Source organism: Aeromonas sp. FDAARGOS 1410, assembly GCF_019048745.1.
Classification (GTDB): Bacteria; Pseudomonadota; Gammaproteobacteria; order Enterobacterales; family Aeromonadaceae; genus Aeromonas; species Aeromonas jandaei.
In genome coordinates, this window is the sequence record NZ_CP077401.1 from 1,064,902 (window position 1) to 1,088,422 (window position 23,521).

The window sequence follows — 23,521 nt, forward strand, 5'->3', positions numbered from 1 at the left end:
CAGCCGATAGGAGCACCAAGATGAACAAGATCCTCCTGGTTCCCGGTCTGCACAACAGTGGGCCGGATCACTGGCAAAGTCGCTGGCACGAGCACTTTCCCTACTGGCAACGGATGACGGGTCTGCCATGGGAGAAACCGGACCTCACGGTCTGGAGTGCCAAGCTGGCGAGCAAGTTGAGAAGTCGCCGTAGTCGGGTCCATCTGGTGGCCCACTCTTTTGGTGCCCTGACCGCCATCGCGGCAGCCAGATTGCAGCCGGAGAAGGTCGCCTCGCTCTTTCTGGTGGCACCGGCTGATCCGGCCCGTTTCGGGATTGTCGATGAGCGGCTGGAAGGGCCGTTGCAAGTCTCCGCCCAGCTGGTGGCCAGTCGCAACGATCCCTGGATGAGCTTCGAGCGGGCCGAATACTGGAGTCGTCAGTGGCAGGTGCCCCTGTTCGACGCCGGCAACGCGGGCCATATCAATGCCCAGTCCGGTCATGGCGACTGGCATCAGGGGTTGGAACTGCTTGGCTCTCTCTATCGCCGGGCCGAGCTGGTGGTTGCTCCGCAAGCGGCTTCGGCTATCAGAACTGTTGTTGTCTCTGCCATCGGCCCTTAACCAATGGCGGGATATGTTATCGGGTGAGCTGTTGCGAACCCTGCTCTTTGAATGTTGCGCTCCGTATTGCTCCATTTCTTAGGTCTTTTATTTATATAAAAGACCTTTTTTTATTTGGATCGCTCTAAAAGCCTTGTTCCACCGTTGTTAGACAAAAAAGTAATTAGCAAAGTCGCAAATGGTGTTTGTTGCTTAAAAGGAGAGTAAGCAGAATCGCTATATCTGATGTTTTTCATAACAAATGGAATCGTTATGCGATTTGGTTCTTACTCAGTCCTGCCGGGATTTGGCCCGACCCTCGGCTTTACTTTGCTCTATCTGGGGCTGCTGGTGCTGTTGCCGCTCTCGGCGCTGGTGCTGTTTGCCGCGAACAACCTCACCGCTGCCGAGTTCTGGCAGGTGATAGGTTCACCCCGGGTGCTAGCCTCCTTTCGCCTGAGCTTCGGGGCGGCCTTTGTCGCGGCGCTGCTCAACAGCCTGTTTGGCCTGATCCTGGCCTGGATCCTGGTGCGCTACACCTTCCCCGGTCGTCGACTGGTGGATGCGTTGATCGACCTGCCATTTGCCATGCCGACCGCTGTATCCGGCATCGCCCTGTGCGCCATTTTCGCCCCCAACGGCTGGATCGGCCATCTGCTGGCGCCGCTCGGCATCCAGCTCGCCTACAACCCCATCGGCGTCGTTATCGCCCTCACCTTTATCGGGCTGCCTTTTGTGGTGCGCACCCTGCAGCCGGTGCTGCGAGAGGCTGAGAGCGAGCAGGAGGAGGCCGCCGCCAGCCTCGGTGCCGATCGCTGGCAGACCTTTATCCACGTGCTCTGGCCGACCCTGATCCCGGCCCTGCTCACCGGCTTTGCGTTGGCGTTTGCCCGTGCAGTGGGGGAGTACGGCTCCGTCATCTTCATCGCCGGCAACCTGCCGATGGTTTCGGAAATCGCACCGCTGATGATCATGAGTCATCTGGAGGAGTACGACTATGCCGGCGCCTCTGCCATTGCCGTGGTGATGCTGCTGATCTCATTCATTTTGTTACTGCTAATCAACAAGTTGCAGGCCTGGAGCTGGTCTCGTATCGGAGGGAGCCGGATATGAACGCATCGACACTCGCCCTTGAAGTCGCCCCTGTGGAGGTTGCTTCCGTGCGCAAGGCTCCGACCGTGATCCGCGAGCCCCAGTGGGTCAAATGGCTGCTCATCACGGTGGGTCTCGGTTGGTTTGCCGCCCTGTTGCTGCTGCCGTTGGCCACCGTCTTTATTCAGGCGCTGACGCCGGGGCTCGCCTTCTTCTGGCACGCCATCAGCGAGCCGGATGCCCTGAGCGCCCTCGGTCTCACCGCACTGGTAACGCTCTGCGCCGTTCCACTCAATCTGCTGTTCGGGATCGCGGCGGCTTGGGCCATCGCCCGTTTCCGCTTCCCCGGTCGCCAGCTGCTCATCACCATCATCGATCTGCCCTTCTCGGTGTCGCCGGTGATCGCCGGTCTGATGCTGGTGTTGATGTTCGGCAGCCGTGGCTGGTTCGGTGACTGGCTGAGCGAGCACGATATCAAGATCATCTTCGCCACCCCGGGGATCATCCTGGCCACCACCTTCATTACCGTGCCCTTCGTGGTGCGCGAGCTGCTGCCCCAGATGGAGGCGCGCGGCCCGGAAGAGGAGGAGGCGGCCATCATGCTGGGGGCGAGCGGTCTGCAGATGTTCTGGCGCGTCACCCTTCCCGGCATTCGCTGGAGCCTGATGTACGGCCTGCTGCTCTGTACCGCCCGTGCGGTGGGGGAGTTTGGCGCGGTGTCAGTGGTTTCCGGTCATATTCGCGGCCAGACCAATACCCTGCCGCTGCATATCGAGATCCTCTACAACGAGTACCAGACCGGCGCCGCCTTTGCTGTGGCCAGTCTCTTGGCTCTGTTCGGGATCTTCACCCTGCTGGGTGAAACCCTGTTGGCCCGGCTGCGTGCCCAGCCCACCAAATCTCACTGATCACCGTTTTAAAGAGGCAGCCATGAGCATTCAGGTTCAACAACTCAACAAGCATTTCAATCAGTACGCGGCGCTGGCAGACATCAACCTCGACTTTCACGACGGTGAGCTGGTGGCGCTGCTCGGCCCCTCCGGCTGTGGCAAGACCACCTTGCTGCGGATCATCGCCGGGCTGGAGCAGGCCGACAGTGGCAGCGTCATCATCCGTGGCGAGGATGCCTCGGATCTCCATGTGCGCGAGCGCAACGTCGGCTTCGTGTTCCAGCACTACGCCCTGTTTCGCCACATGACGGTATTCGAAAACGTGGCGTTTGGCCTGCGGGTCAAACCGCGCAGCGAGCGTCCGGCCGAGGCGGCCATTCGTGCCCGGGTCAAAGAGCTGCTGGATCTGGTGCAGCTCAGCCACGTGGCCGAGCGCTACCCGACCCAGCTCTCCGGCGGCCAGCGTCAGCGGGTCGCGCTGGCCCGCGCGCTGGCGGTGCAGCCCAAGGTGTTGCTCTTGGACGAGCCCTTCGGCGCCCTCGATGCGCAGGTGCGCAAGGAACTGCGCCGCTGGCTGCGCGAGCTGCACGACGAGCTGCACGTCACCAGCCTGTTCGTGACTCACGATCAGGAGGAGGCGCTGGAGGTAGCGGATCGGGTGGTGCTGATGAACGCCGGACGGGTCGAGCAGATCGGCACCCCGGCCGAGGTCTACGACCAGCCTGCCAGCTCCTTCGTCCACAGCTTTCTTGGCAGCGTGAACCAGTTCCGCGGTCGGGTAGCGGAGCAGGGATTCGGTGTCGGCGAGCAGCTGCTCGGCGGGCCGTCGGCTTCTCATCTGGCAAACGGCAGTGCCGCCATCGCCTATGTCCGTCCCCATGAGCTAGAGATCTTGCCAGCCGATGCGCCGGGCGGGATCCGCGCCACCATTACCCGTCTGCTGCCCATGGGGCCACGCATTCGGGTGGAGCTGCGTGGCGATGGCGAAACCAAAGGGGCCCACTATGAGGCGGAGCTGAGCAAGGAGGCGGCCAAGCAGTTTGCTCCGGGACAGGGGGTGCGGCTGGTGGCCAGACAGGCGCAGTTCTATCCCGATTACCAGATTTGATGTTGTGTTGCGGGTGGCATGGTTACCCGGGTTCAGGCGCTCTGCCGGGGCATGATCCGGCCAAATAACAAAAATGAGGGGGTGACCAGCTTGTGTCACCCACTCTTCGCAGGAGGCGACAAGGTGAATTTTCAGCAGTTACGAATTATCCGGGAGGCAGCGCGGCGGGATTACAACCTGACCGAGGTGGCCAACGCCCTTTTTACCTCGCAATCCGGGGTGAGTCGCCATATCCGCGAGCTGGAAGAGGAGCTCGGTATCGAGCTCTTTATCCGCTACGGCAAGCGGCTGCTCGGTATGACCGAGCCTGGCAAGGAGCTGCTGGTGATTGCCGAACGCATTCTCAATGACGCCAACAACATCCGCAAACTGGCCAGCACCTTTGCCAACCGCGACTCGGGCCGTTTGCTGGTGGCGACCACCCATACCCAGGCCCGCTATGCCCTGCCGCGGGTGGTGAAGGCGTTTCGCGAGCAGTTCCCGCTGGTACAGCTGGAGCTGCGTCAGGGCAGCCCGGAGGAGATTGTGCGGCTGGTGCAGACCGGCGAGGTGGATATCGGCATCAGCAGCGAGCAGCTCGACAAGAGCGAAGGGGTGGTGGCATTTCCCTACTACCGCTGGCACCACAATATCGTGGTGCCCGAGCAACATCCGCTGGCAGGTGAGCGGGATCTGACGTTGGCGGCGCTGGCCAACTGGCCTATCGTCACCTATCAAGCCGGGTTGACCGGGCGGGTACGGGTGGATGAAGCCTTTGCTGCGGCTGGTATCGAGCCGCAGATCCTGTTGACGGCGCAGGACTCCGATGTCATCAAGACCTATGTCGAGCTGGAGATGGGGGTCGGCATACTGGCCGACATGGCGTTCGATGCCCAACGGGATCAGGGGCTGGTGCAGCTCGATGGCAGCCATCTGTTTGCCCCCCACACCGCCTGGATTGGCCTCAAGCAGGGGCAGTTCCAGCACAACTTTGCCTGGCAGTTTATCCAGCTCTGCAACCCCGAGCTGGCGCTGGCGGATATTCAGGCCCGCGCCATGGGCAGCGAGCCTGCCATCGACTTCCAGATTTGAATCGGAAGAGAAGAGCAGAAGGGGAGCCATTGGCTCCCCTTCTTTATGGCTGGCAGATGAGATTGTCAGCGAAAACAGACGGCTTCATATGAATTTTTTCACTTAGGTTTGCCAGTTAATTTTGTTTGTTATCCGGTACTTGGATTGCAGGATGGAATAAGTGACTGACCAAAGTCGATCCATTCAGGATAAAGCATGCCGTATAGCTACCTATCACATCTGCGTTGCAGCAAGAGTGGCGAGATCCATGATGCCGACCAACCTTGGCAACTGAGCCGGGCAGGTGCACCACTGCTGGCCAGCTACGATCTCGATGCGCTGAAGCGAGCCTGGCACCCGGCGGCATTGTCGGGTCGCCCGGCCAGCCTGTGGCGTTATCACGAGTTGCTGCCGGTGCGGGATCCCGCTCACGTTGTGACGTTGGGTGAGGGGCTTACCCCGCTGCTACGGCTGCCCACGCTGGGCAAGCAGATCGGTATTCCGGATCTCTGGATGAAAGACGAGAGCGTCATTCCGACCGGCTCCTTCAAGGCTCGTGGCGCTGCAGTGGGCATCTCCCGAGCGCGTGAACTCGGCGTCACTCACTTCGCCATGCCGACCAACGGCAACGCAGGGGCTGCATGGGCGCTCTACGGTGCTCGCGCCGGACTGCGCAGCACCATCGTTATGCCGCAGGCCGCCCCCGCCATCACCCGACTGGAGACCTCCCTCGCCGGCTCCCGTCTCTATCTGGTGGATGGCCTGATCAGCGATGCCGGACGCCAGGTGGCGCAGGCGGTGGCGGAGCACGCCCTGTTTGATGCCTCAACCCTGAAGGAGCCCTACCGGATTGAGGGCAAGAAGACCATGGGGCTGGAGATTGCCGAACAGCTGGGCTGGACCCTGCCGGATGTGATCATCTATCCCACCGGTGGCGGGGTCGGCCTTATCGGTATCTACAAGGGGCTGCGCGAGCTGCAGGAGTTGGGCTGGGTCAAGGGGGACCTGCCCCGGCTGGTGGCCGTGCAGGCGAGCGGTTGCGCGCCCATCGTACAGGCGTGGCAACAGAGATCCACAGAATCGAGCTTCTGGCCCGACTCCCGGACGCTGGCATTCGGCATCAATGTGCCCAAGGCGCTGGGGGATTTTCTGGTGCTGGACGCCCTCTATCGCACCGAGGGTTGCGCCATCGCGGTGGATGACAAGGCGATCCAGAGCGAGATCCGCTTGCTTGCTTCTCGCGAAGGGAGCTTTGTCTGCCCGGAAGGGGCCGCCGCGTTTGCTGCCGCTCGTCAACTGCGCGAGGCGGGCTGGATCCGGGAGCAGGAGCAGGTTGTCGTGCTCAATACCGGTGCCGGCATCAAGTACCCTGATGCGATCACTGTGCTGCCCCAGCGTCTGCAGCGTGACGGGAGGATCCCTGCATGAATCTGGATGTGCCCTTCATCCTCACGACGCTGCCCGCCTTCGGCAAGGCGGTCTGGGTCACCTTGCAGCTGGGAACCATAGTGATCCTCACTTCGCTGGCGGTCGCCCTGCTCAACGTCGCCTTGTTGAGCCTGCACAAGCGGCCGCTCAGCGCCCTGATCCGCGGATATGTCGAGCTGGCCCGCAACACGCCACTGCTGATCCAGCTCTTCTTCCTCTATTTCGGGCTGCCTGCGCTCGGCTTGTCGCTGTCGGGCTTTACCACTGCGGTGATTGCCATGACCTTCCTCGGCGGTGGTTATCTGACCGAGGCGCTGCGTGCAGGCATTCAGGCGGTGCCCGCCAGTCAGCTGGAGGCTGGCAGGGCTATCGGGCTTTCTCGCTGGCAACTGCTGCGCCACGTGCAGTTGCCCCAGGCCTGGCTCGCCAGCCTGCCCGCGTTGTTTGCCAACTTCATCTTCCTGCTCAAGGAGACGACGGTGGCCTCAGCGGTGGCGGTGCCAGAGCTGCTCTACACCACCAAGAATTACATCGCCCTCTACTACAAGACCTACGAGATGCTGGCGGTGCTGACCTTGATGTGCGTGCTGATCTTCCTGCCGCTCTCCCTCGCTCTGCGCGTCGTTGAAAGGAGGCTGCAACATGGTCAGTTCGGTCACTGAATCCTTAATGCAGGCGAGGATCCCGATGTGGGCACTTATCTTCCAGCTGCCGCAGTCATTCGCCACCGAGGCGCAGGAAAGGAGGGCTCAATATGGTCAATTCCGTTACTGAGCAGCTGGCGCAGGCGTTGCCACTGCTGGCGGTGGGTGCGGGTCAGACCCTCGCCATCTCGCTGCTGGCCATCCTGTTTGCCACCCTTGGCGGTGTCGCTTACGGCGTGTTGGCACAACAGGGCGGCCGGTTGGTGCGGGGGTTGCTGCGGCTTTATCTCGAGCTGTTTCGGGTGGTGCCGGTGCTGGTGTGGCTCTATCTCTTTTTCTTCGGGTTGCCGATCTTTTTCGGCCTCGATATTCCGGCCTTCTGGTGCGCCGTGCTTGTACTCGCCCTCTGGGGCGCCAGCGAGGTGGGGGAGGTGGTGCGTGGTGGCCTCAACTCCCTCGCCCGTGGTCAGCAGGAGGCCGGGTTGGCGCTCGGGCTCTCGACCTGGCAGCTCTATCGCCATGTGTTGCTGCCGCAGGCGTTGCAGCGGCTGACGCCGCCGACCATCAACATCTACACCCGCATCATCAAGACCAGTTCGCTGGCGGTGCTGATCGGGGTGGTGGAGGTGATCAAGGTGGGCCAGCAGATCATCGAGCGCACCTATGGCTCGCTGCTTATTTACGGTCTGCTGTTTCTGTTCTTTTTTCTGGTCTGCTATCCGCTCTCGCTCGCCTCGCGCAGGCTGGAGCAACAATGGGGTAATGCGGTATGACACCTCTGCTTGAACTCGGTTCTGTCAGTAAACAGTTCGGCCCGAATCTGGTGCTGGATCGGATCAGCCTCAGCGTGCGCGCCGGGGAGGTGATCGTCATTCTGGGGCCGAGCGGTTGTGGCAAGAGCACACTGCTGCGCACTCTCAACGGGCTCGAACCCATTCAGGGGGGCGAGATCCGCTTCGATGGAGTGTTGCTGGATGGTGCCACCGACTGGCAGCGGGTGCGCCAGCGGATCGGCATGGTGTTCCAGAGCTATCACCTCTTCCCCAACCTGACGGTGCTGGAAAATGTGCTGCTTGGCCCCCTGCAGGTGCAAAAGCGGGAGCGGGCAGAGGCGCTGCTGCAAGCCGAGCAGCTGCTGACCCGCATCGGCCTGTGGGAGCGGCGCCATGACTATCCGCGCCAGCTCTCCGGTGGTCAGCAGCAGCGTATCGCCATCGTGCGGGCGCTGTGCATGAACCCGCAGGTGATGTTGTTTGACGAGGTGACCGCCGCCCTCGACCCCGAGATGGTGCAGGAGGTGCTGGAGGTGATCCGCGATCTCGCCGGCAGCGGTATGACCCTGCTTATCGTCACCCACGAGCTGGCTTTCGCCCGGGCGGTGGCGGATCGCATCGTCTTCATGGATGGCGGCCACATTCTGGAGCAGGCCGCCCCCCACCAATTTTTCGACAATCCCAGGAGCCAGCGTGCGCGCCAGTTCCTCGCCAAGTTTTCTTATACAAATGTCATCAAACGAAAGGAGTCAGCATGAAAAAAATCACCTCGGTTCTGCTTAGTGCCTTATTGGGACTGGGTATCGCCAGCGGCGCTGCCCATGCGGCGGACGGTTCTCTCGACAAGATCAAGGCGCGGGACAAGCTCATCGTCGGCGTATTCACCGACAAGCCACCGTTTGGCTACGTGGACGAGAAGGGGAACTACGTCGGTTTTGACACCGATCTCGGCCGCCGCTTCGCCAAGGACCTGCTGGGGGACGAGAACAAGATCGAGTTCGTGGCGGTGGAGCCAGCCAGTCGCATCCCCTTCCTGCAGAGCGACAAGGTGGATCTGATCCTCGCCAATATGACGGTGACCCCGGAGCGGCGCGAGGTGGTGGATTTCACCAACCCGAACCTGCGAGTGGCGGTACAGGTGCTGGTGCCGGAAGGGAGTCCGGCCAAGAAGCTCGACGATCTGGCCAGCAAGACCCTGATCGTGACCACCGGCACCACGGCCGACATCTGGCTGACCCGCAACCACCCGGAGTGGAAGGTACTCAAGTTCGAGAAGAACACCGAATCTTTGCAGGCGCTGGCGCAGGGCCGTGGCGATGCCTACGCCCAGGACAACCTGGTACTGTTCAGCTGGGCCAAGGAGAATCCGGGCTATCGGGTACTGCCCGAAAAACTGGGCTCGGAAGATCCCATCGCCCCGGCGGTGAAGAAGGGCAATATCGAGCTGCGTGACTGGGTCAACGACCGTCTCGCCAAGCTGGGTGAGGAGAAGTACCTGCTGAAACTCTATGACCAGTATGTGCGTGACAAGCTGAGCCCTGATACCGATCCGAATGATGTGATCGTCGAAGGAGGAAAATGGCAGGGTTAATGGACAAGCCCTGTTTTGAAGAGTGTGTTGAGTGTGTGAAGTAAGTGAAGAGTGAGGTCTTGGTTCCGTTGGTATGCAAACCGCAAGGTTTGATTTTTCCGGGCGTCCCCTGCTAGAGAGGACGCCCTTTTTTATGTGCCCAAGCGTGGGTTAGTGCACTTCATCCCACGCCATCTGCCAGTGGGAGCCGATGCCCGGCTCGTACTGGGTGGCGGTGGTAGTCCACTGCTGGCAGTAGCCGCTGTAGGGGAAGGGCTTGCACTGATAGACCTTGCCATTTCTCGGCTGCTGCACCTTGGTGCCGGCGGCATAGGATTTGAGCGAGTTCGGGAAGACGAAGTCGTATTCGCCGCTGCTCTGCTCCTTGAACATCAGATCCATGGTCTGCTGGATGGTCTCGCCGCCCGCTTTCGGGGTGGCCTTGATCACCAGCTGGTGGTGACCTGCCTTGAGCCCTTCCAGCGCCATGGTGAAGGTGTGACTGCTGTCCCTGATGTCGGCACTGCTTTCACCCTTGGCGACGCCGCCGTGGTCATAGAGGGTGTTGGTGACGGCCAGATCGCCCTGTGCGGTGACGGTGAAATCGAGGGTTGCCTTGCCGTTATCCAGCACATAGTCGCTGGCCAGACCGCTGACGCTGATGCTGTCCACTACCGGCGGCTGCAGCTGTTGCAGATCAATCTCGACTCGCTCCAGCTTGCTGTTTCGCTTCAGATAGACGGGGTTCATGCCGTAAATCGGATTGAACTGGCCATCGGCTCCTTGCTGGCCGGCGCGGATCAGGCTCTGCTCGGCGTTGATCTTGCTGGCGAGGGCATGGGCCCAGCTGTTCTTCTGGCCCTGCTCGGCGGTGGTGATGGTCAGTACGGTCTGCAGCTCGGGGCGCTCGCCGTTGGCATCGAATACCCGGGTCATCGCCTTGTCACCCACTGCGAGGTCGATGGAGGGGTAGATGGTGCCTGCTTGGCTCCACTCCAGCGGCGGCTGGCTGCCATCTTTGAACTTGGCATCGATGATGTTGTAGAAGCTGTTGCTGGTGTCGCCCACTTCCCACACGCCGAGGATCACCTGATAACCGGTGCGCTCCGGCAGGACACAGTTGTGGGTCACCTGCTTGGGCGGCTGCACCATGTTGCCGTCGATGATGCAGAAGGGGGTCAGGTCGAACGAGGCGCGGGTGAGCGGCTGGTTGGGGTTCCAGTCCTGCTTGGTGAGGTAGTAGCGCCAGTTGCGGGTGACGTGGTTGGCGGTGAAGGTCCAGCTGACGGCGAAGGGGCCGGGCTGTACTTCACGCTTGGTCCAGCGGTCGCTGGTCTGGATGTTCAGCTCGCTCCAGCGCGGGCTGCCCGCCGAGGCGATTTGGCCATCCTGCGGGCCGCTCTGCGGGAAGCCTGATGGGCCCTCCACGCTCTGGGGTTCCCACTGCACGCCGCCACACTGGCTGTTGCCACCGGTTTTGCACAGGTAGTTGCGACTCTCTGGCTGGTTGATGTAGCCATGAGCCAGGGCGCTGCCGCTGGCTAGCAGGGCCAGCACCGTTGCGATGTGATTGAGTTGGATTTTTGCTGCCATACATTCCTCTGTTCGATAGATGTGGGCAGTCAGTTGGCCGGGGAGTTCCCCGATGCACACTTGCGTGTGGCAACCCCGCTATCCTGGACAAAACGTCTGTAGACCGGAGGCTTTGCGTCCCGACCTTTCGGTCAGTTTGCCAAATGACTAGATGGTTAGTTATGGGCCAAATGTTCGGCCATTAGTATTGTGCACTGCATTGATTAATTATTTGAAGTTAAATGTTTAAATGCACCGTTCAACGGCACATGGATCATTCTAACTAGCTGTTTTTAAATTGTTCTCTTATCTGTGAATGGCATCGAATGCCGTTGAATATGCCGATAAGGTGCATGCCGATTGCGTGTTGGCGGCGTAAAAAAACCTGCCAGCTTGGCTGGCAGGTCGGGTGACAAAGCGACACGGGTTGACGCCATCAATGACGGGCGCGCAGCTCTCCGGAGGGGGGAGATACGGGAGCCATCATTGGCGCTGTAGCTGACTCCTTGCCCAGTTTGAACACCGCAAGCCGATCATCCAGGCTGCGGGAGAGACCGGCCAGCAGCTCGCTCTCCTGCGCCAGTTGCGAGGCGGACTGGGACATCTCCAGCGCCGAGTCGTTGATGCCGCTGACGTTGCGGTTCATATCCTCGGCCACCATGCTCTGCTGCTCGGCGGCGGTGGCGATCTGGGTCGCCATGTCGCTCACATGCTGGATGTGGTTGACGATCAGGGTGAGATCCTGGCCCGCCTGCTGGGATTGATCGACGCTGCTCTCCGCCAGCTTGCGGCTGGCATCCATAGCATTGGCTGCACTGACGGCCCGTTGTTGCAGCTGGGCAATGGTGCTCTGGATCTCCTCGGTGGACTGGCGAGTGCGGCTGGCCAGTTGGCGCACCTCGTCGGCTACCACGGCAAAGCCACGGCCCTGCTCGCCGGCGCGGGCTGCCTCGATGGCGGCGTTGAGGGCCAGAAGGTTGGTCTGATCCGAGATGGCACTGATGACCGCCGTCACCTCGCCGATCTGCATGACCCCCTCTTTGAGCTGATTGACCTGTTGGGTCGCCTGCTCCACTTCGCTGGCGAGCGCCTTGATGCCGTTCACGCTGGCGTGCACATCCCGGTTGCCGAGGCCAGCCTCGCCGGTCGCCTCCTGGGTATCGCGCGCCGTGTTCTCGGCATGGCCCGCGACGTCAGAGATGGTGGTACTCATCTCGTTCATGGCGGTAGCGAGCTGGGCCAGCTGATCCCGCTGATTGGTGACCGCCTGATTGGTCTGCTCGGCGGAGGCGGCGATGCGCAGGGCGGCATCGGCCACGTTGCGGGCCCCCTGACTTGCCTCCAGCAGCGCGTGGCGGATGGCATCGAGACTCTGGTTGGTGCAGCTGGCCACCATGCCCAGCTCATCCTTGCCCTGCACCGGAATAGTGACCACCAGATCGCCCCTGGCGACCCGCTGCATGGCGTGGTTGATCTGGTTGAGCGGGGAGACGATGGAGTGGGTGATGCGCCAGCCCAGCAGCCCCATCAGTACAATGACGATGGCGGTTGCGCTGCCCATCTTCATGTATTGGGCCCAGATGGTCTGGTGGATGTCCTGCAGCAGCATACCGGTGCCGAGGATCCAGCCCCAGGGTTGATAGCCAGAGACCATGGAGAGCTTGTCAGCGGTTTCCCCAGACGGGCCGGTCCAGATGTATTGCAGGGTTCCCTGCTTGCCGCCACGGGCGATATCGACCATCTGGAACCAGAACTGCCCTGCGGTGGCACCCGAACCCTCTCCCATGGTCTGGCCGACCAGTTCGGGCCGGATGGGATGTACCAGCATCTTGCGGCTCTCGTCGATGACGAACAAATAGTTGTTGCCATCAAAGCGCATATTGGTCAGCAGCTTGCGCGCCTCCTGCTGCGCCTGCTCTGCCGGCAGGGTGCTGGCCAGAAACTGGATCTGGCTCATGGCCTGTCCCAGCACGGCATTGAGTCGCGCTTCCCGTTCACTCATCAGATTGCGCTGGAGTGCGTTGGCGGAGATGAGCAGCAGTGACACGAAACCGACAAACGCAACCGTGAGCAGCAAGATCAATTTGCGGCTCACGGTGATATCACCGAGCTTGAACATGACTAACCCCTCGTTATCCCGTTGATGTTATGGTGGCTCGATACAGCGGTAGCCTCTATCTCTCTTGCTGAACGTCTCATTTAACAATTCATTTACTTTCAGTGGCTTGGCGAGCCTGTTTAAATGAGCGTTTTAACATCAGTATAGTCAGCAGAGGTTACAGCCCGCTTTCGGGTAGCACATTGAAAAGGGTTTCTTCGCACGATTTGCCGAAAAATGTGAATAGCTTAGCATTTCACCAACCAGAACAGGGGCCATCCGGAGCGCTCCTGCGACAAGAGGGAATTTATGAGTTCGATTGCCAGAGAGTATTTTGACCAGCTCAATCGCGACTATCTGCAGGTTCACAGACGCAAGGAGGATCTGTTCTGGGCCACCTACATGGGCACCAGCGACGATCAGGCAGGATTTACCACAGCCGAGCAGGCCTACAAGGCCTTTTGCGCCAATCCGGAGCGGTTGCCGGAACTGCGCAAGATGCACGCCCTTGCCGAAGATGAGGAGTTAAAACGGGGTCTGGCGGGCTGGATCGCCTTCTTCGAGTGCAACGTCATCGAGGATCCCGCTGCCGCCGCCCTGATGGATCAGCTGGTAGCTGCCGAGGCGGATCTGTTTGCCCGCCGCAAGGGGCTGAAACTGACCCTGCTGGATGAGCAGGGCCAGCAGGTGGCTGGCAGCCTGCCCGCCGCCAGCACCTCGCTGGCCGCCAGCTCGAACGAGGCGGTGCGACAAAGCGCCATCGCCATGTTCCACACCCTGGAGCAGTGGGTGGTCGGCAACGGTTTTCTCGAGGTGGTGGCGCTGCGCAACCGCTTTGCCCGCGCCATGGGCTATCGCGACTACTTCGCCTACAAGGTGCGCAAGAACGAGCAGATGAGCCCGGATCAGCTGTTCGCCATCCTTGATGACTTCATCGCCCGTACCGACGCCCGGTTGCAGCAGAGTCTGGTCGAACTGACAGCGGCCAAAGGGGAGGCGGCCCTGTTGCCCCACAACCTGCGTTACTTCGTCAGTGGCGACGTGACCCGCCAGCTCGACCCCTATGTGCCCTTCTCGCGGGCGCTGCGGGACTGGGTCGAGAGCTTCCGCCGGCTCGGCATCCAGTATCGTGGTGCGACCCTTACCCTGGACTTGCTGACCCGGGAGGGGAAATACGAGAACGGCTTCTGTCATGGCCCGGTACCGAGCTTCTTCCAGCAGGGTGAGTGGATACCTGCGGTGGTCAACTTCACCAGCCTGGCCGACCCGGCGCAGGTGGGCAGCGGCTGGAGTGGCCTCAATACCCTGTTCCACGAGGGGGGCCACGCTGCGCACTTTGCCAATGTCACCGGCAACGCCCCCTGCTTCTCCCAGGAGTTCCCGCCAACTTCCATGGCTTATGCCGAGACCCAGTCGATGTTCTGCGACAGCCTGCTGGACGATGCCGACTGGCTCAAACGCTACGCCAGAAATACGGCAGGAGAGGCGATCCCCGATGCGCTTATCAAGGAGATGATCGCCGCACGTCAGCCGTTTCGCGCTTTTAACGAACGCCAGATCGCGCTGGTGGCCTACTTCGAGCGGGATCTCTACGCCATGGCAGAGAGCGATCGCACGCCCGAGGCTGTGCTGGCACTGGCCCGCAAATGGGAGCGCAAGATCCTCGGGGTCGAGAGCCCGCGCCCGTTGCTGGCCATTCCGCACCTCCTTAATCAGGAGTCGGCCTGCGCCTATCACGGCTACCTGCTGGCGCTGATGGCGGTGGAGCAAACCCGCGCTTACTTCCTCAAGCGCGATGGCTACCTTACCGACAACCCGCGCATCGGGCCGGATCTGGCTGCCCACTACTGGGGGCCGGGCAACGGCATGACTCACGATGAGACTTTGCGCAGCCTGACTGGTGAAGGCTTCAGTGCCGTGCCGCTGGCCGAGGCGTGCAACCTGAGCGCCGCCGAGGCGTGGCAACAGGCGCAAGCCTGCATGGCCGCCGCCCGGGTGCGCCCCGCGGCGGGTGAGGGAAGCCCGCTCGACGCCCATATCCGGGTGGTACACGGCGCCGAGCTTATCGCCGACAACAGCGAGTCGGAGGCGCGCATGCTGGTCGATTTCGAGGCGTGGATTGCCCGGCACTACTTTGCGGGGGATGTCGGGGAGGGGCGGAGCTGCGTGCAGTGAGCAATCTAATAGGCGTTAACTTGCTTTGATACGGCAATTGGCAGGCGGGGCAACCTTCCTGCCATTCTTTTTGCTCATTGTTCACTACTCATCGATGACCTTTTTTCCACAATTTTCACAGATGGCGTGGCGTTCAAAGCGATCCATGTTGGCCAGAAAGGGGCCGGCGGCCCAGCCGGTAATGAAGTCCTTGATAAACGCTTTGCGCTTTTGCTCCGGTGTCAGCTGCTGGCCAAAGGCTTTGTCGACCAGCACCACGACATGGTTGGTCTCGCGCTGACAGCTTGAGCAGTAGCGTTGTTCGGTGGATGAAAGCAAGGGGGATCTCCTTGTCCGGAAGAGTGGGCAGCTGGTTTTCCGCCGCAGATATGTGTCGTCCCCATTTGATTCCTTTTGCAGGCAGGTCGTCAATCACGGCAGAGGTGGATTTTGCGCTATTCCCCATGAAGAGAGGGCCAGTCAGCAAGGGTGACCAGAGGGGCCGGCGGGCTCCTCTGCTGTTGCCGTTTGTCACACATTGCCACACAAGCTTCCCCCTCTGGCAAAGTCTTGTGACCGGACGGGGTTGTAATGGAACCATGAGCAGGGGTGAGGCCCTGCCACGATGGAACCAGGGAGCATGTTATGACGAGTAAACGGGTGTGGTGGCTGTTGCCGCTGCTGGCGGTTGGAGTCTGGTGGCTGGGTTATGCGGGGGACGCCAACGGGGTGTGGCCCTGGCGCCATGAGATGTTGCTGCTGACGGGCCTGCTGGGGATGGCCTATATGGCCATTTCGCTGTTGCTGGCGTTGCGCCTGCCGCAGCTGGAAGTGTGGTGTGGCGGTCTGGACCGGATGTTGCGATTGCACCGCCAGACGGCCATCGGCGGCGCATTGGCACTGACTGTTCACTGGCTGCTGGTGGAGGCGCCCAAGTGGGCGGTCTCGGCGGGTTGGCTGAGCCGTCCCGCAAAGCGTGGGGCCAGCGCGGCCGGAGCTGGTGCAGGAGCAGGAGCAGGCAATGGCATCTCGCTCCATGCCCTTGGCAATACACTGGGGGAGTGGAGTTTCTATCTGCTGATCGCGCTGGTGGTGGTGAGCTTGCTGGCGCTGGTGAGTTATGGCCGCTTTCGGCTGATCCACCGGCTGGCACCGCTCATCTATCTGGCGGGTTGGGGCCACGGGCTCTGCCTGCTGCCTCAGGTGGGGGCCATGACGCCGGTTGGGGTAGCGATCTGGTTGATCGGCGGGATCGGCGCTATCGGGGCCCTCTACTCCCTGCTGGGGCAAGTGGGGGCGCGCAAGCGCCATCCCGGCCGGGTCGTTGCGGTGCGCACATTGGCGGATCAGACCTGCGAGCTGACCATGCAGCTGGAGCGGCCGCTCGCCCATTACCGCCCGGGTCAGTTTGCCTTTTTCGAATTTGACGCCAAGGAGGGGCCGCACCCCTTTACTCTGGTGCGGGTGTCGGCGGATCGGCGCCAGCTGGTGATCGCGGTACGGGCGCTCGGGGATCATACCCGTCAGCTGGTGGCAGAGGCGCGCATCGGGGATGAGGTGGTGGTGACCGGCCCCTATGGCGCTTTTGTCGCCCCGCAAGGGGGAGGGCGAGCCCTCTGGCTGGGGGCCGGGATCGGTATCACGCCGTTTGTGGCCTGGCTGGAGGGGCTGGTTGCCCGTGGCGAGCGCGGCGAGGGGATCACCCTGATCCAGTGTGCGCCGGATCTGGCGGGCGCCGTCTACCACCAGCGGTTAGCCGAGCTCTGTCATCGCACCGGTGTGCGTTATCAGCTGCATCTGGACAAGGCGGCCGGGCGGCTGGATCTGGCCCGCATCGCGCAGGATGCACCCGAGCAGGTATGGTTTTGCGGGCCGGAGGGGATGGCAGATGCCCTGACCCGGCTGTTGCCGGGCGGGCATCTGCATCGCGAGCTGTTTCGCTTTCGGTGAGCTTGATGGGCGCCGTTATTTGGCGCTGGCGGGCAGCTGCTTGAGGGCGGCCTGTACCGCGGCCTCCAGTTGCGGATCCCGCCCGGCCAGCATATCGGCCGGGGTGAGGGGCACCTGCAGATCCGGGATCAGCTCCTGATTCTCGTAGAAGGTGCCATCCGGTTTGCGCAGCCCCAGAGTCGGAATGCCGTAGGAGAGGCCGGGCACGAGACGGGAAGTATGGCCATAGACCATGGTGCCGGTACCGGGCACCGGCTCGCCGACGATGGGGCCAATCTTGAGTGCGCGGTAGTACTCGGGGAAGGCGGAGCCCTCCGAGTAGCTGCCGGCGTTGACCAGCACCACCGAGGGTTTGGTCCACTGGCGAGTCGCGGCATCGCTGGCCCCTTGTCCCGCCTTGGGATCCGAGATGGCCATGCCGTGGGCGCTGCTGCTGCCGGTGAGGAAGCCAACCAGGGTATTGGCCAGATAGCCCCCCTTGTTGAAGCGCACGTCGACGATAAGCGCCTCGCTGCTGCGCAAGCGGCCGAGCGCCTCCGACACCAGCTCCTCATAGACGGCGCTGTTCATCTCGGGCAGATAGACGTAGCCGACCCGGCCCTTGCTCAGCTTGGCCACCAGATCCCGCCGCTTGGCGATCCAGCTGTCGAGCTGCAGCCGGTACTCCTGCTGCTGATCGATGGCGGTCACCTCCACCTCGTCCGGCTCCTTGTTCCCCACCTGCTGGAAGGTGAGGGCAAGCCGCGCCCCGGCCTTGTGGTTGAGGGCGCGATCGAGCTCTGTCCGGGTGGCGACCGGATTGCCGTTGATGGCAAGCAGACGGGCACCGGCGGCGATGTCGCTCTCCTGATCCAGCGGCCCGCCGGGCAGCAGATGGGTCAGCACTACCCCCTCTTTGCCATCCTGCCAGTAGCCCCCGAGACTGGCGGTCTCATCCGCCATGTCGGGATAGCGGGTGGGGCCATAGCCCCAGGTGTGGGAGACGTTCAGCTCGCCCGCCAGCTCCGCCAGCAGGTCACCGAAGTCGCGGCCGTTGTTGATGCCGGCAAGCAGTCGGCGATAGGTGGCGACATAGCCGTTCCAGTCCACTCCGTTCATGTCGTCGCGATAGAACTCGTCCCGGGTGAGGCGGGCTATCTGGTCAAAGGCGGCCACCATCCGGGCGTGCTGGCCCCTGCTCTGCACCAGCTCGAAAGCGGAGCTGAGCGCCTCGCCGGAGTCGAGGTTAATGCGGGTGATCTCTCCGTCCCGCACCAGAGTGGCCAGGGTCGCCTCCCGATTGAGGGTGGCCATGGCCGGCCCCGGCTGATCGCCAAACAGCTGGCGGGTCTCCCCCTTGCGCAGGTCGAGCGCGTAACCCTTGATTTCGCTCTCGTTGTTGGGGCCCCCCTCTTCCACCAGATAGACGAGCTGGTCGTGAACGACCCGGCTGGCGAGCAGCGTGCCGCTGGGGAAGAGTTGCAGCGCCTCCCGATGGGAGAGGCGATCGGTCTCGAAGCCATACCCCTCCTTGGGCGGCGCCACTTCGGCCAGAAAGTCCGCCTTGGCCGCCCGGCTGCTGTAGATGCCGAGCAGGTTGCTGCCAAGGGGTTCACCATCGGCATCCAGCACACCATAGCGGGTCGATTGCCAGTAGAGGATGCCGCCATCCTGACTCCAGGCCGGCGCTCCGTCCTGATAGCCGTTGAGGCTGACGTTAACCGGCTTGGCTTTGGCATCGGCCGTATTGAGCACGGCGATCTCCTGCTGGGCCGAGTCGGGGCGGAAGGTGAGCGCCAGATGGCGGGAGTCGGGAGCAAAGGCGAGCATCACCTCGTGGCGCGAAGGGTTGAAGCTGGCGGGAACCAGCTCCCGCTCTTTGTTGCTCGCCAGATCGAGCAGATGGATGGCCTGACCATCGACCACGAAGGCGAGTAGCTTGCCATCGGGAGATAGCACCGGACGGCTGATCCCCTTGCCGGGAATGGCCAGCAGCAGGCTCTCCTGCAAGGGGCCCGGATCGCTGAAGAGACGCTCCGGATCCGCTTTGCGCAGGCGATAGAGGGCGGCCGGCCCATCCTGCTCGGAGAGGTAGATAAGCGAGCGCTCCTTCTCGGCAAAGAGGGGGCTGGACTGCTCGCTGGGGGAGTCGGTGAGCTGGCGTACCCGCTCCCGCTCGGGATCGACGGCGAACAGGCTCCCCTCGCTCACCAGGATCAGCTCCTTGCCCTCCTCGCTGACCAGAATTTCGTCCGCCTGATTGTTGGACTGGCTCTGTTCGTCCGGCTCGCTCACCACCTGCGGCGTGATGGCGAGCTTGCGCGGCTCGGTGCTGCCGGCATCGAGGCGGTAGAGCTCCCCGAGCCACGACCAGACCAGATCGCCGCTGCGCGAAGCGCTCAGCCCCCGCACCGGACTGCCCTTGTAGTGGGTGAGCTGCTGCTCCTTGCCGCTGGCCAGATCGCGGCGCCAGACGTTGAAGTCACCGCTGCGCTCGCTCAGATAAAAGAGGGTATCCCCCTTGTCGCTCCAGACCGGATCGGTGGCGGCGATGCGATCCTCGGTCAGCTGGCTGTGCTGCTTGCCATCGAACAGCCAGAGGCGGGGCACCGCGAACGAGTGCTGGTGCTTTCGAAAGGGTTGCTCCATCGACGGCATCTGGTAGGCAAGCTGCTGCCCGTGCGGGCGGGCGAGGATCGCCGGCAGTGGCAGATCTGCCTGCAGCTTGCCCCCTGTTACCGGCGCCCAGTAGAGGGCGCTGACCTGCACCCCTTCGGCCACGAAGTGATCGGCATTGGGGTCGGTCAGCCGCTGGCTGCTCAGCAGCAGCTGTTTGCCATCGGGGCTGAACGCCTGCGGCAGGTCGTTGCGCGAGTCGCGGGTGAGCCGCACCATCTTGCCGCCGCTGGCGGGCACCACGAACACATCCTCGTTGCCATAGAGGTTGGCGGCAAAGGCGATCTGCTTGCCATCTGGCGACCAGATGGGGCGCTGGCTCAGGTAGCTGCTGCCGGTGAGGGCGCTGGCCGGCCCCCCTTGTGCGCTTGTGATGAAGATCCGTCCCTGCCAGGTGAAAGCAAGCTGCTTGCCATCGGGGGAGAGGGCGGGGTCGCGCAGCCAGAGCGCATCCGCTGCGTAGGATGCGGGCAGCCAGAGCAGCAGGGGTGACAACAGCAGGTGGACGAAGCGGCATGAAGAGCGCATGGCATGATCCTGTCGATGGATTGAAAAGTAATCATCGCCGATCATCAGGTCATACGCCAGAACTGATGTTTGACGATATCTTATTGTTTTTAATATTAATTATTGAAGTCTGACCGACGTGCGCGGGGATCAGGCGAAACCGGTGCCAAGATATGTTTTATCGCGCATATTGAGTATTGATGGCGATCCAATATCATGGCGCTCGCTCGCCAGCAGGCGAAGATTATTCAGATGATTTGGCAACACCAAAGCCCGTATCAGAGGCTTGTCGAGGGATGGAATGAGAGCCGTATTACTGTGTTTACTGGGGCTGTGGCCCGCATTGAGTTTTGCCACCCTGTCTGCCGACATGGTGGTGGTCAAGAAGTCCACCTATAGCCTGACCCTGATGAAGGATGGCAAAGAGGTCAAACGCTACTGGATCGCGCTGGGCCCAGCGCCCAAGGGGCACAAGCAGCGGGAGGGGGATCAGCGCACTCCGGAAGGTCGCTACATCCTCGACTACAAAAAGACCAACTCCGGCTATTACAAGGCGATCCACATCAACTACCCCAATCTGGACGACATCAAGGCGGCCAACGAGAAGGGGGTAAACCCGGGTGGCATGATCATGATCCACGGTCAGATCAACAGCATTGGCAACCGCAGGGTACAGCCCTCCAACTGGACCAACGGCTGTATCGCCATGCTCAACCACGATCTGGATGAGGTGTGGGAGGCCGTCAAGCCCGGCACGCCTATCATCATCGAACCCTGATTGATGAACGGGGCCCGCTCCATCGAGCGGGCCCCGTTGGTTTGTAGCGGATGTGATCCCGCCTTTCGGATGTCTTTTAGGGACATCCACCATGTTATGAATGTCAATTCCAAAAAAGCCTGCAAAAGGTGAGGATATGGGCTCTGCCAGTGAAGGAGCTTGCCATGTCTTTGACCGAAACCTGCCAGCGCATCGTGCGCGATCCCCATCTCTCTCCCGCCCAGAAGAGCCACGCGCTGGCGCTGGCCGCCGAGAATGCGCTGCCATACCCCGACCTGCCTGCCGCAGTGGCCGAGGCGATGGCGCAGGGATTTGTCTGTGACATGTTCGAGGGCCACGCCCCCTACAAGCCGCGCTATGTGCTGCCGGACTACGAGAAGTTCCTGACCCAGGGCTCAGCCTGGCTGGAGCTGGCAGCGCCGCGAAATTTCGATGAAGCGCTCGATGCCCTGCGCATCCTCTATCACCATGTTCCTTCCGTCACCGGCATGCCGGTCTGGCTGGGACGGCTCGATCAGCTGCTGCTCCCCTTTGTCGGCGAGCTGGATGACGAGACTCTCTACCGCAAGCTGAAAGGGTTCTGGATCTATCTGGATCGGGTGCTGCCGGACGCCTTCATGCACGTCAACATCGGCCCCGATGACAACCGTATTTGCCGCCTGATCCTGAGCATCGACAACGAGCTCAAGCAGGTGGCCCCCAACCTCACCTTCTTCCACGATCCGGAGCAGACTCCCGACGATCTGCTGCTGCTGGCGGTGAAGAACATCGCCGAGTGCAGCAAGCCGCACATCGCCAACTACCCGATCCATCGCGATACCTTCGACCAGCGTGGGTTTGGCATCGTCAGCTGCTACAACTCCCTGCCGCAGGCCGGTGGTGCCAACACCCTGGTGCGCATCTCCCTCAAGCGGGTCGCCGAGCAGGCACAGGGGATCGATGACTTCCTCGGTTGCCTGCTACCCCATTACTGCCGTCTCACGTCCCAGCTGATCGCGGTGCGCGCCGCCTTCCTGCACGAGGAGTCCGGTTTCTTCGACAGCTTCCTGATCAAGGAGGGGCTGCTGGATGAGGATCGCTTCGTCCCCATGTTCGGCATCTACGGCATGGCGGAAGCGGTCAACATCCTGATGAATAAAGAGAATCTGCCGGGCCGCTACGGCCACGACGAAGAGGCGAACCAGCTTGGCTATCGCATCTCGGCCCAGCTTTCGGAATATGTCACTACGACGCCGCAGGCCCATGCCTGGGGTGGGCACGCTCTGCTGCACTCACAGGGCGGCCTCAGCATCGATGTGGCGGTGACCCCGGGGGTACGGATTCCCTACGGGCAGGAGCCGGATCCTGCCAGCCATGTGCTGGCGCTGGCGCCGCACCACGGCTACTACCACTCGGGGATCAGCGAGATCCTGACCCTGGATCCCACCATCCGCCAGAATCCGCAGGCGCTGCTGCAGCTCTGCAAGGGGGCGCTCGCCATCGGCATGCGCGAGTTCACCGCCAACGTGGCCGACAGCGATCTGGTGCGGGTGACCGGTTACATGATCCGCAAGAGCGACGTGGCCCGCTTTGCAGAGGAGGGCTCGCGGCTGCAAACCACCTGTCTTGGTGCCGAGGCGAGTGAAGTGACCGCCATTCGCCAGCGGGCACCGCGAGTGGTCGCCAATGAGTCGACCATCTGCCAATACTGAGCCGAGTCCGATGGATGAAGCTCTGCTGACGCGCAGCGCCCTGGTGAGCAGGGTGCTGCCTTTTTCCTGTGTTGATGGGCCGGGCAATCGGCTGGTGCTCTTCCTGCAAGGGTGCAACTTCAGCTGCCCCGGTTGTCACAATCCCCACACTATCGGGCTGTGCGACGATTGCGGCGACTGCCTTGCGGTATGCCCGAGTGGCGCCCTCACCATGAGCGAGGGCAAGGTTCATTGGCAGGAGGCGCTCTGCACAGATTGCGACGCCTGTCTGGAGGCCTGCCCGCGCAGCGCCAACCCCAAGACGACCACCATGACGGTGGCCGACGTGCTGGCCCTGCTGCGCCGCTACGGCCCGCTGCTGAGCGGCATTACCGTCTCGGGCGGTGAGGCGACAACCCGGCTGCCTTTCGTTGCGGCTCTGTTTCGCGCCATCAAGGAGGCGCCTGATCTGGCCCATCTCAGCTGTCTGCTCGACAGCAATGGCTCGCTGGCCGAGACTGGCTGGCAGCGGCTGCTGCCGCAGCTCGACGGTGCCATGATCGACCTCAAGGGGTGGCGTGACTCGGTACACCTCTCCCTGACCGGCTATGGCCGCGAGCGGGTGCTGGCTTCGCTCAGGTTGCTGGCAAGTCACGGCAAGCTGGCCGAGTTGCGGCTGCTCCATGTGCCGGGCAGGAGCGATTTTCTGGATGCAGAGGGGCTGCTCGATCGCGGTCTTGCCGATTTTCTGTGCCAGCTCGGCGCTGTGCCGATCCGGCTCAACGGTTTTCGCCATCACGGGGTGAGAGGAGACGCAACCCGCTGGCCCGAGGCAACCCGTGACGAGCTGGAACTGCTGGCAAGCCGCTTGCGTGAGGCAGGGCTGGGGCCAGTGACGCTGCCGCCGCTAATCTGATTTCGGAGTCATGCCACAATACGACAGGCTGCGCCGCCAAAGCGGACAACTGTGATTTCTGTCTATTGGAGGGGGCGATTGGGGC

19 protein-coding genes and 1 riboswitch are annotated in these 23,521 nt (G+C 62.1%); of the genes, 15 read left to right on the plus strand and 4 right to left on the minus strand.

Annotated elements, in window-relative coordinates; genetic code table 11:
* Positions 1 to 20 precede the first annotated feature (20 nt).
* The 10 genes from I6L40_RS05140 (at position 21) to I6L40_RS05185 (ending at position 9,157) form a co-directional block, all read left to right on the plus strand.
* Entirely contained in the window at positions 21 to 602 is a 582-nt protein-coding gene (locus tag I6L40_RS05140; RefSeq protein WP_041209034.1) for an alpha/beta hydrolase, read from the plus strand.
* A gap of 252 nt (positions 603 to 854) precedes the next feature.
* On the plus strand, positions 855 to 1,694 hold the full coding sequence (gene cysT, locus I6L40_RS05145; protein WP_041209035.1) for a sulfate ABC transporter permease subunit CysT: 840 nt from the start codon (positions 855 to 857) through the stop codon (positions 1,692 to 1,694).
* Positions 1,691 to 2,581 (plus strand): sulfate ABC transporter permease subunit CysW, encoded by an 891-nt coding sequence (gene cysW / locus I6L40_RS05150; RefSeq protein ID WP_216995078.1) that lies wholly within the window; start codon positions 1,691 to 1,693, stop codon positions 2,579 to 2,581. Before cysT ends, cysW begins: the two co-directional genes overlap by 4 nt.
* A 22-nt stretch (positions 2,582 to 2,603) precedes the next feature.
* Complete coding sequence (locus I6L40_RS05155; protein ID WP_216995079.1) at positions 2,604 to 3,671, plus strand: sulfate/molybdate ABC transporter ATP-binding protein; 1,068 nt, start codon at positions 2,604 to 2,606, stop codon at positions 3,669 to 3,671.
* 123 nt (positions 3,672 to 3,794) lie between these two features.
* Positions 3,795 to 4,742, plus strand: coding sequence for an HTH-type transcriptional regulator Cbl (gene cbl, locus I6L40_RS05160; RefSeq protein ID WP_042030338.1), 948 nt, complete (start codon positions 3,795 to 3,797; stop codon positions 4,740 to 4,742).
* 195 nt (positions 4,743 to 4,937) lie between these two features.
* Positions 4,938 to 6,149 carry a threonine synthase gene (locus I6L40_RS05165; protein WP_216995080.1) on the plus strand — a complete coding sequence of 404 codons (1,212 nt, stop codon included), beginning with the start codon at positions 4,938 to 4,940 and terminating at the stop codon, positions 6,147 to 6,149.
* On the plus strand, positions 6,146 to 6,811 hold the full coding sequence (locus I6L40_RS05170; protein WP_216995081.1) for an amino acid ABC transporter permease: 666 nt from the start codon (positions 6,146 to 6,148) through the stop codon (positions 6,809 to 6,811). The genes I6L40_RS05165 and I6L40_RS05170 overlap by 4 nt, the downstream gene beginning before the upstream one ends.
* 92 nt (positions 6,812 to 6,903) lie before the next feature.
* On the plus strand, positions 6,904 to 7,566 hold the full coding sequence (locus tag I6L40_RS05175) for an amino acid ABC transporter permease (RefSeq protein WP_216995082.1): 663 nt from the start codon (positions 6,904 to 6,906) through the stop codon (positions 7,564 to 7,566).
* A complete protein-coding gene (locus tag I6L40_RS05180; RefSeq protein ID WP_040067361.1) occupies positions 7,563 to 8,324 on the plus strand; it encodes an amino acid ABC transporter ATP-binding protein in 762 nt (253 codons plus the stop codon). Before I6L40_RS05175 ends, I6L40_RS05180 begins: the two co-directional genes overlap by 4 nt.
* Positions 8,321 to 9,157, plus strand: coding sequence for a transporter substrate-binding domain-containing protein (locus tag I6L40_RS05185; protein WP_040067363.1), 837 nt, complete (start codon positions 8,321 to 8,323; stop codon positions 9,155 to 9,157). The genes I6L40_RS05180 and I6L40_RS05185 overlap by 4 nt, the downstream gene beginning before the upstream one ends.
* A gap of 150 nt (positions 9,158 to 9,307) precedes the next feature.
* On the opposite strand, the gene gbpA is transcribed toward I6L40_RS05185, so the two are convergent.
* Together gbpA and I6L40_RS05195 are read right to left on the minus strand one after the other, a co-directional pair.
* The gene (gene gbpA, locus I6L40_RS05190) at positions 9,308 to 10,729 is read right to left on the minus strand and encodes an N-acetylglucosamine-binding protein GbpA (protein ID WP_216995083.1); all 1,422 of its coding nucleotides are present in this window, start codon (positions 10,727 to 10,729) and stop codon (positions 9,308 to 9,310) included.
* A gap of 65 nt (positions 10,730 to 10,794) precedes the next feature.
* A riboswitch (cyclic di-GMP riboswitch) is annotated at positions 10,795 to 10,880 on the minus strand.
* A gap of 264 nt (positions 10,881 to 11,144) precedes the next feature.
* On the minus strand, positions 11,145 to 12,827 hold the full coding sequence (locus I6L40_RS05195; protein WP_216995084.1) for a methyl-accepting chemotaxis protein: 1,683 nt from the start codon (positions 12,825 to 12,827) through the stop codon (positions 11,145 to 11,147).
* Between the two features lie 288 nt (positions 12,828 to 13,115).
* Between I6L40_RS05195 and I6L40_RS05200 the strand changes: the two genes are divergently transcribed.
* On the plus strand, positions 13,116 to 14,981 hold the full coding sequence (locus I6L40_RS05200) for a M3 family metallopeptidase (RefSeq protein ID WP_216995085.1): 1,866 nt from the start codon (positions 13,116 to 13,118) through the stop codon (positions 14,979 to 14,981).
* Between the two features lie 84 nt (positions 14,982 to 15,065).
* Here I6L40_RS05200 and I6L40_RS05205 read toward each other — a convergent pair whose 3' ends face one another.
* Positions 15,066 to 15,299 (minus strand): hypothetical protein, encoded by a 234-nt coding sequence (locus I6L40_RS05205; RefSeq protein WP_216995086.1) that lies wholly within the window; start codon positions 15,297 to 15,299, stop codon positions 15,066 to 15,068.
* 306 nt (positions 15,300 to 15,605) lie between these two features.
* Here I6L40_RS05205 and I6L40_RS05210 point away from each other — a divergent pair, with 306 nt between their 5' ends.
* Positions 15,606 to 16,910: a ferric reductase-like transmembrane domain-containing protein gene (locus tag I6L40_RS05210; RefSeq protein WP_216995087.1), complete on the plus strand. Its 1,305-nt coding sequence runs from the start codon at positions 15,606 to 15,608 to the stop codon at positions 16,908 to 16,910.
* A gap of 15 nt (positions 16,911 to 16,925) precedes the next feature.
* On the opposite strand, the gene I6L40_RS05215 is transcribed toward I6L40_RS05210, so the two are convergent.
* Positions 16,926 to 20,093 (minus strand): S41 family peptidase, encoded by a 3,168-nt coding sequence (locus tag I6L40_RS05215; protein WP_216995088.1) that lies wholly within the window; start codon positions 20,091 to 20,093, stop codon positions 16,926 to 16,928.
* Between the two features lie 280 nt (positions 20,094 to 20,373).
* Here I6L40_RS05215 and I6L40_RS05220 point away from each other — a divergent pair, with 280 nt between their 5' ends.
* The 3 genes from I6L40_RS05220 (at position 20,374) to I6L40_RS05230 (ending at position 23,436) form a co-directional block, all read left to right on the plus strand.
* The gene (locus I6L40_RS05220; RefSeq protein ID WP_033114013.1) at positions 20,374 to 20,850 is read left to right on the plus strand and encodes a murein L,D-transpeptidase family protein; all 477 of its coding nucleotides are present in this window, start codon (positions 20,374 to 20,376) and stop codon (positions 20,848 to 20,850) included.
* A gap of 164 nt (positions 20,851 to 21,014) precedes the next feature.
* A complete protein-coding gene (locus tag I6L40_RS05225) occupies positions 21,015 to 22,541 on the plus strand; it encodes a YjjI family glycine radical enzyme (RefSeq protein ID WP_216995089.1) in 1,527 nt (508 codons plus the stop codon).
* Between the two features lie 10 nt (positions 22,542 to 22,551).
* Positions 22,552 to 23,436: a YjjW family glycine radical enzyme activase gene (locus tag I6L40_RS05230; protein ID WP_216995090.1), complete on the plus strand. Its 885-nt coding sequence runs from the start codon at positions 22,552 to 22,554 to the stop codon at positions 23,434 to 23,436.
* The last annotated feature ends 85 nt before the right edge of the window (positions 23,437 to 23,521 follow it).

Coding starts and splice junctions, on each gene's coding strand:
- I6L40_RS05210 (WP_216995087.1), top strand. CDS start 15,606: ATGACGAGTAAACGGGTGTGGTGGCTGTTGCCGCTGCTGGCGGTTGGA.
- I6L40_RS05175 (WP_216995082.1), top strand. CDS start 6,904: ATGGTCAATTCCGTTACTGAGCAGCTGGCGCAGGCGTTGCCACTGCTG.
- I6L40_RS05220 (WP_033114013.1), top strand. CDS start 20,374: ATGAGAGCCGTATTACTGTGTTTACTGGGGCTGTGGCCCGCATTGAGT.
- I6L40_RS05200 (WP_216995085.1), top strand. CDS start 13,116: ATGAGTTCGATTGCCAGAGAGTATTTTGACCAGCTCAATCGCGACTAT.
- cysW (WP_216995078.1), top strand. CDS start 1,691: ATGAACGCATCGACACTCGCCCTTGAAGTCGCCCCTGTGGAGGTTGCT.
- I6L40_RS05180 (WP_040067361.1), top strand. CDS start 7,563: ATGACACCTCTGCTTGAACTCGGTTCTGTCAGTAAACAGTTCGGCCCG.
- cysT (WP_041209035.1), top strand. CDS start 855: ATGCGATTTGGTTCTTACTCAGTCCTGCCGGGATTTGGCCCGACCCTC.
- I6L40_RS05185 (WP_040067363.1), top strand. CDS start 8,321: ATGAAAAAAATCACCTCGGTTCTGCTTAGTGCCTTATTGGGACTGGGT.
- I6L40_RS05215 (WP_216995088.1), bottom strand. CDS start 20,093: ATGCGCTCTTCATGCCGCTTCGTCCACCTGCTGTTGTCACCCCTGCTG.
- gbpA (WP_216995083.1), bottom strand. CDS start 10,729: ATGGCAGCAAAAATCCAACTCAATCACATCGCAACGGTGCTGGCCCTG.
- I6L40_RS05195 (WP_216995084.1), bottom strand. CDS start 12,827: ATGTTCAAGCTCGGTGATATCACCGTGAGCCGCAAATTGATCTTGCTG.
- I6L40_RS05170 (WP_216995081.1), top strand. CDS start 6,146: ATGAATCTGGATGTGCCCTTCATCCTCACGACGCTGCCCGCCTTCGGC.
- I6L40_RS05230 (WP_216995090.1), top strand. CDS start 22,552: ATGGATGAAGCTCTGCTGACGCGCAGCGCCCTGGTGAGCAGGGTGCTG.
- I6L40_RS05225 (WP_216995089.1), top strand. CDS start 21,015: ATGTCTTTGACCGAAACCTGCCAGCGCATCGTGCGCGATCCCCATCTC.
- I6L40_RS05155 (WP_216995079.1), top strand. CDS start 2,604: ATGAGCATTCAGGTTCAACAACTCAACAAGCATTTCAATCAGTACGCG.
- I6L40_RS05140 (WP_041209034.1), top strand. CDS start 21: ATGAACAAGATCCTCCTGGTTCCCGGTCTGCACAACAGTGGGCCGGAT.
- I6L40_RS05165 (WP_216995080.1), top strand. CDS start 4,938: ATGCCGTATAGCTACCTATCACATCTGCGTTGCAGCAAGAGTGGCGAG.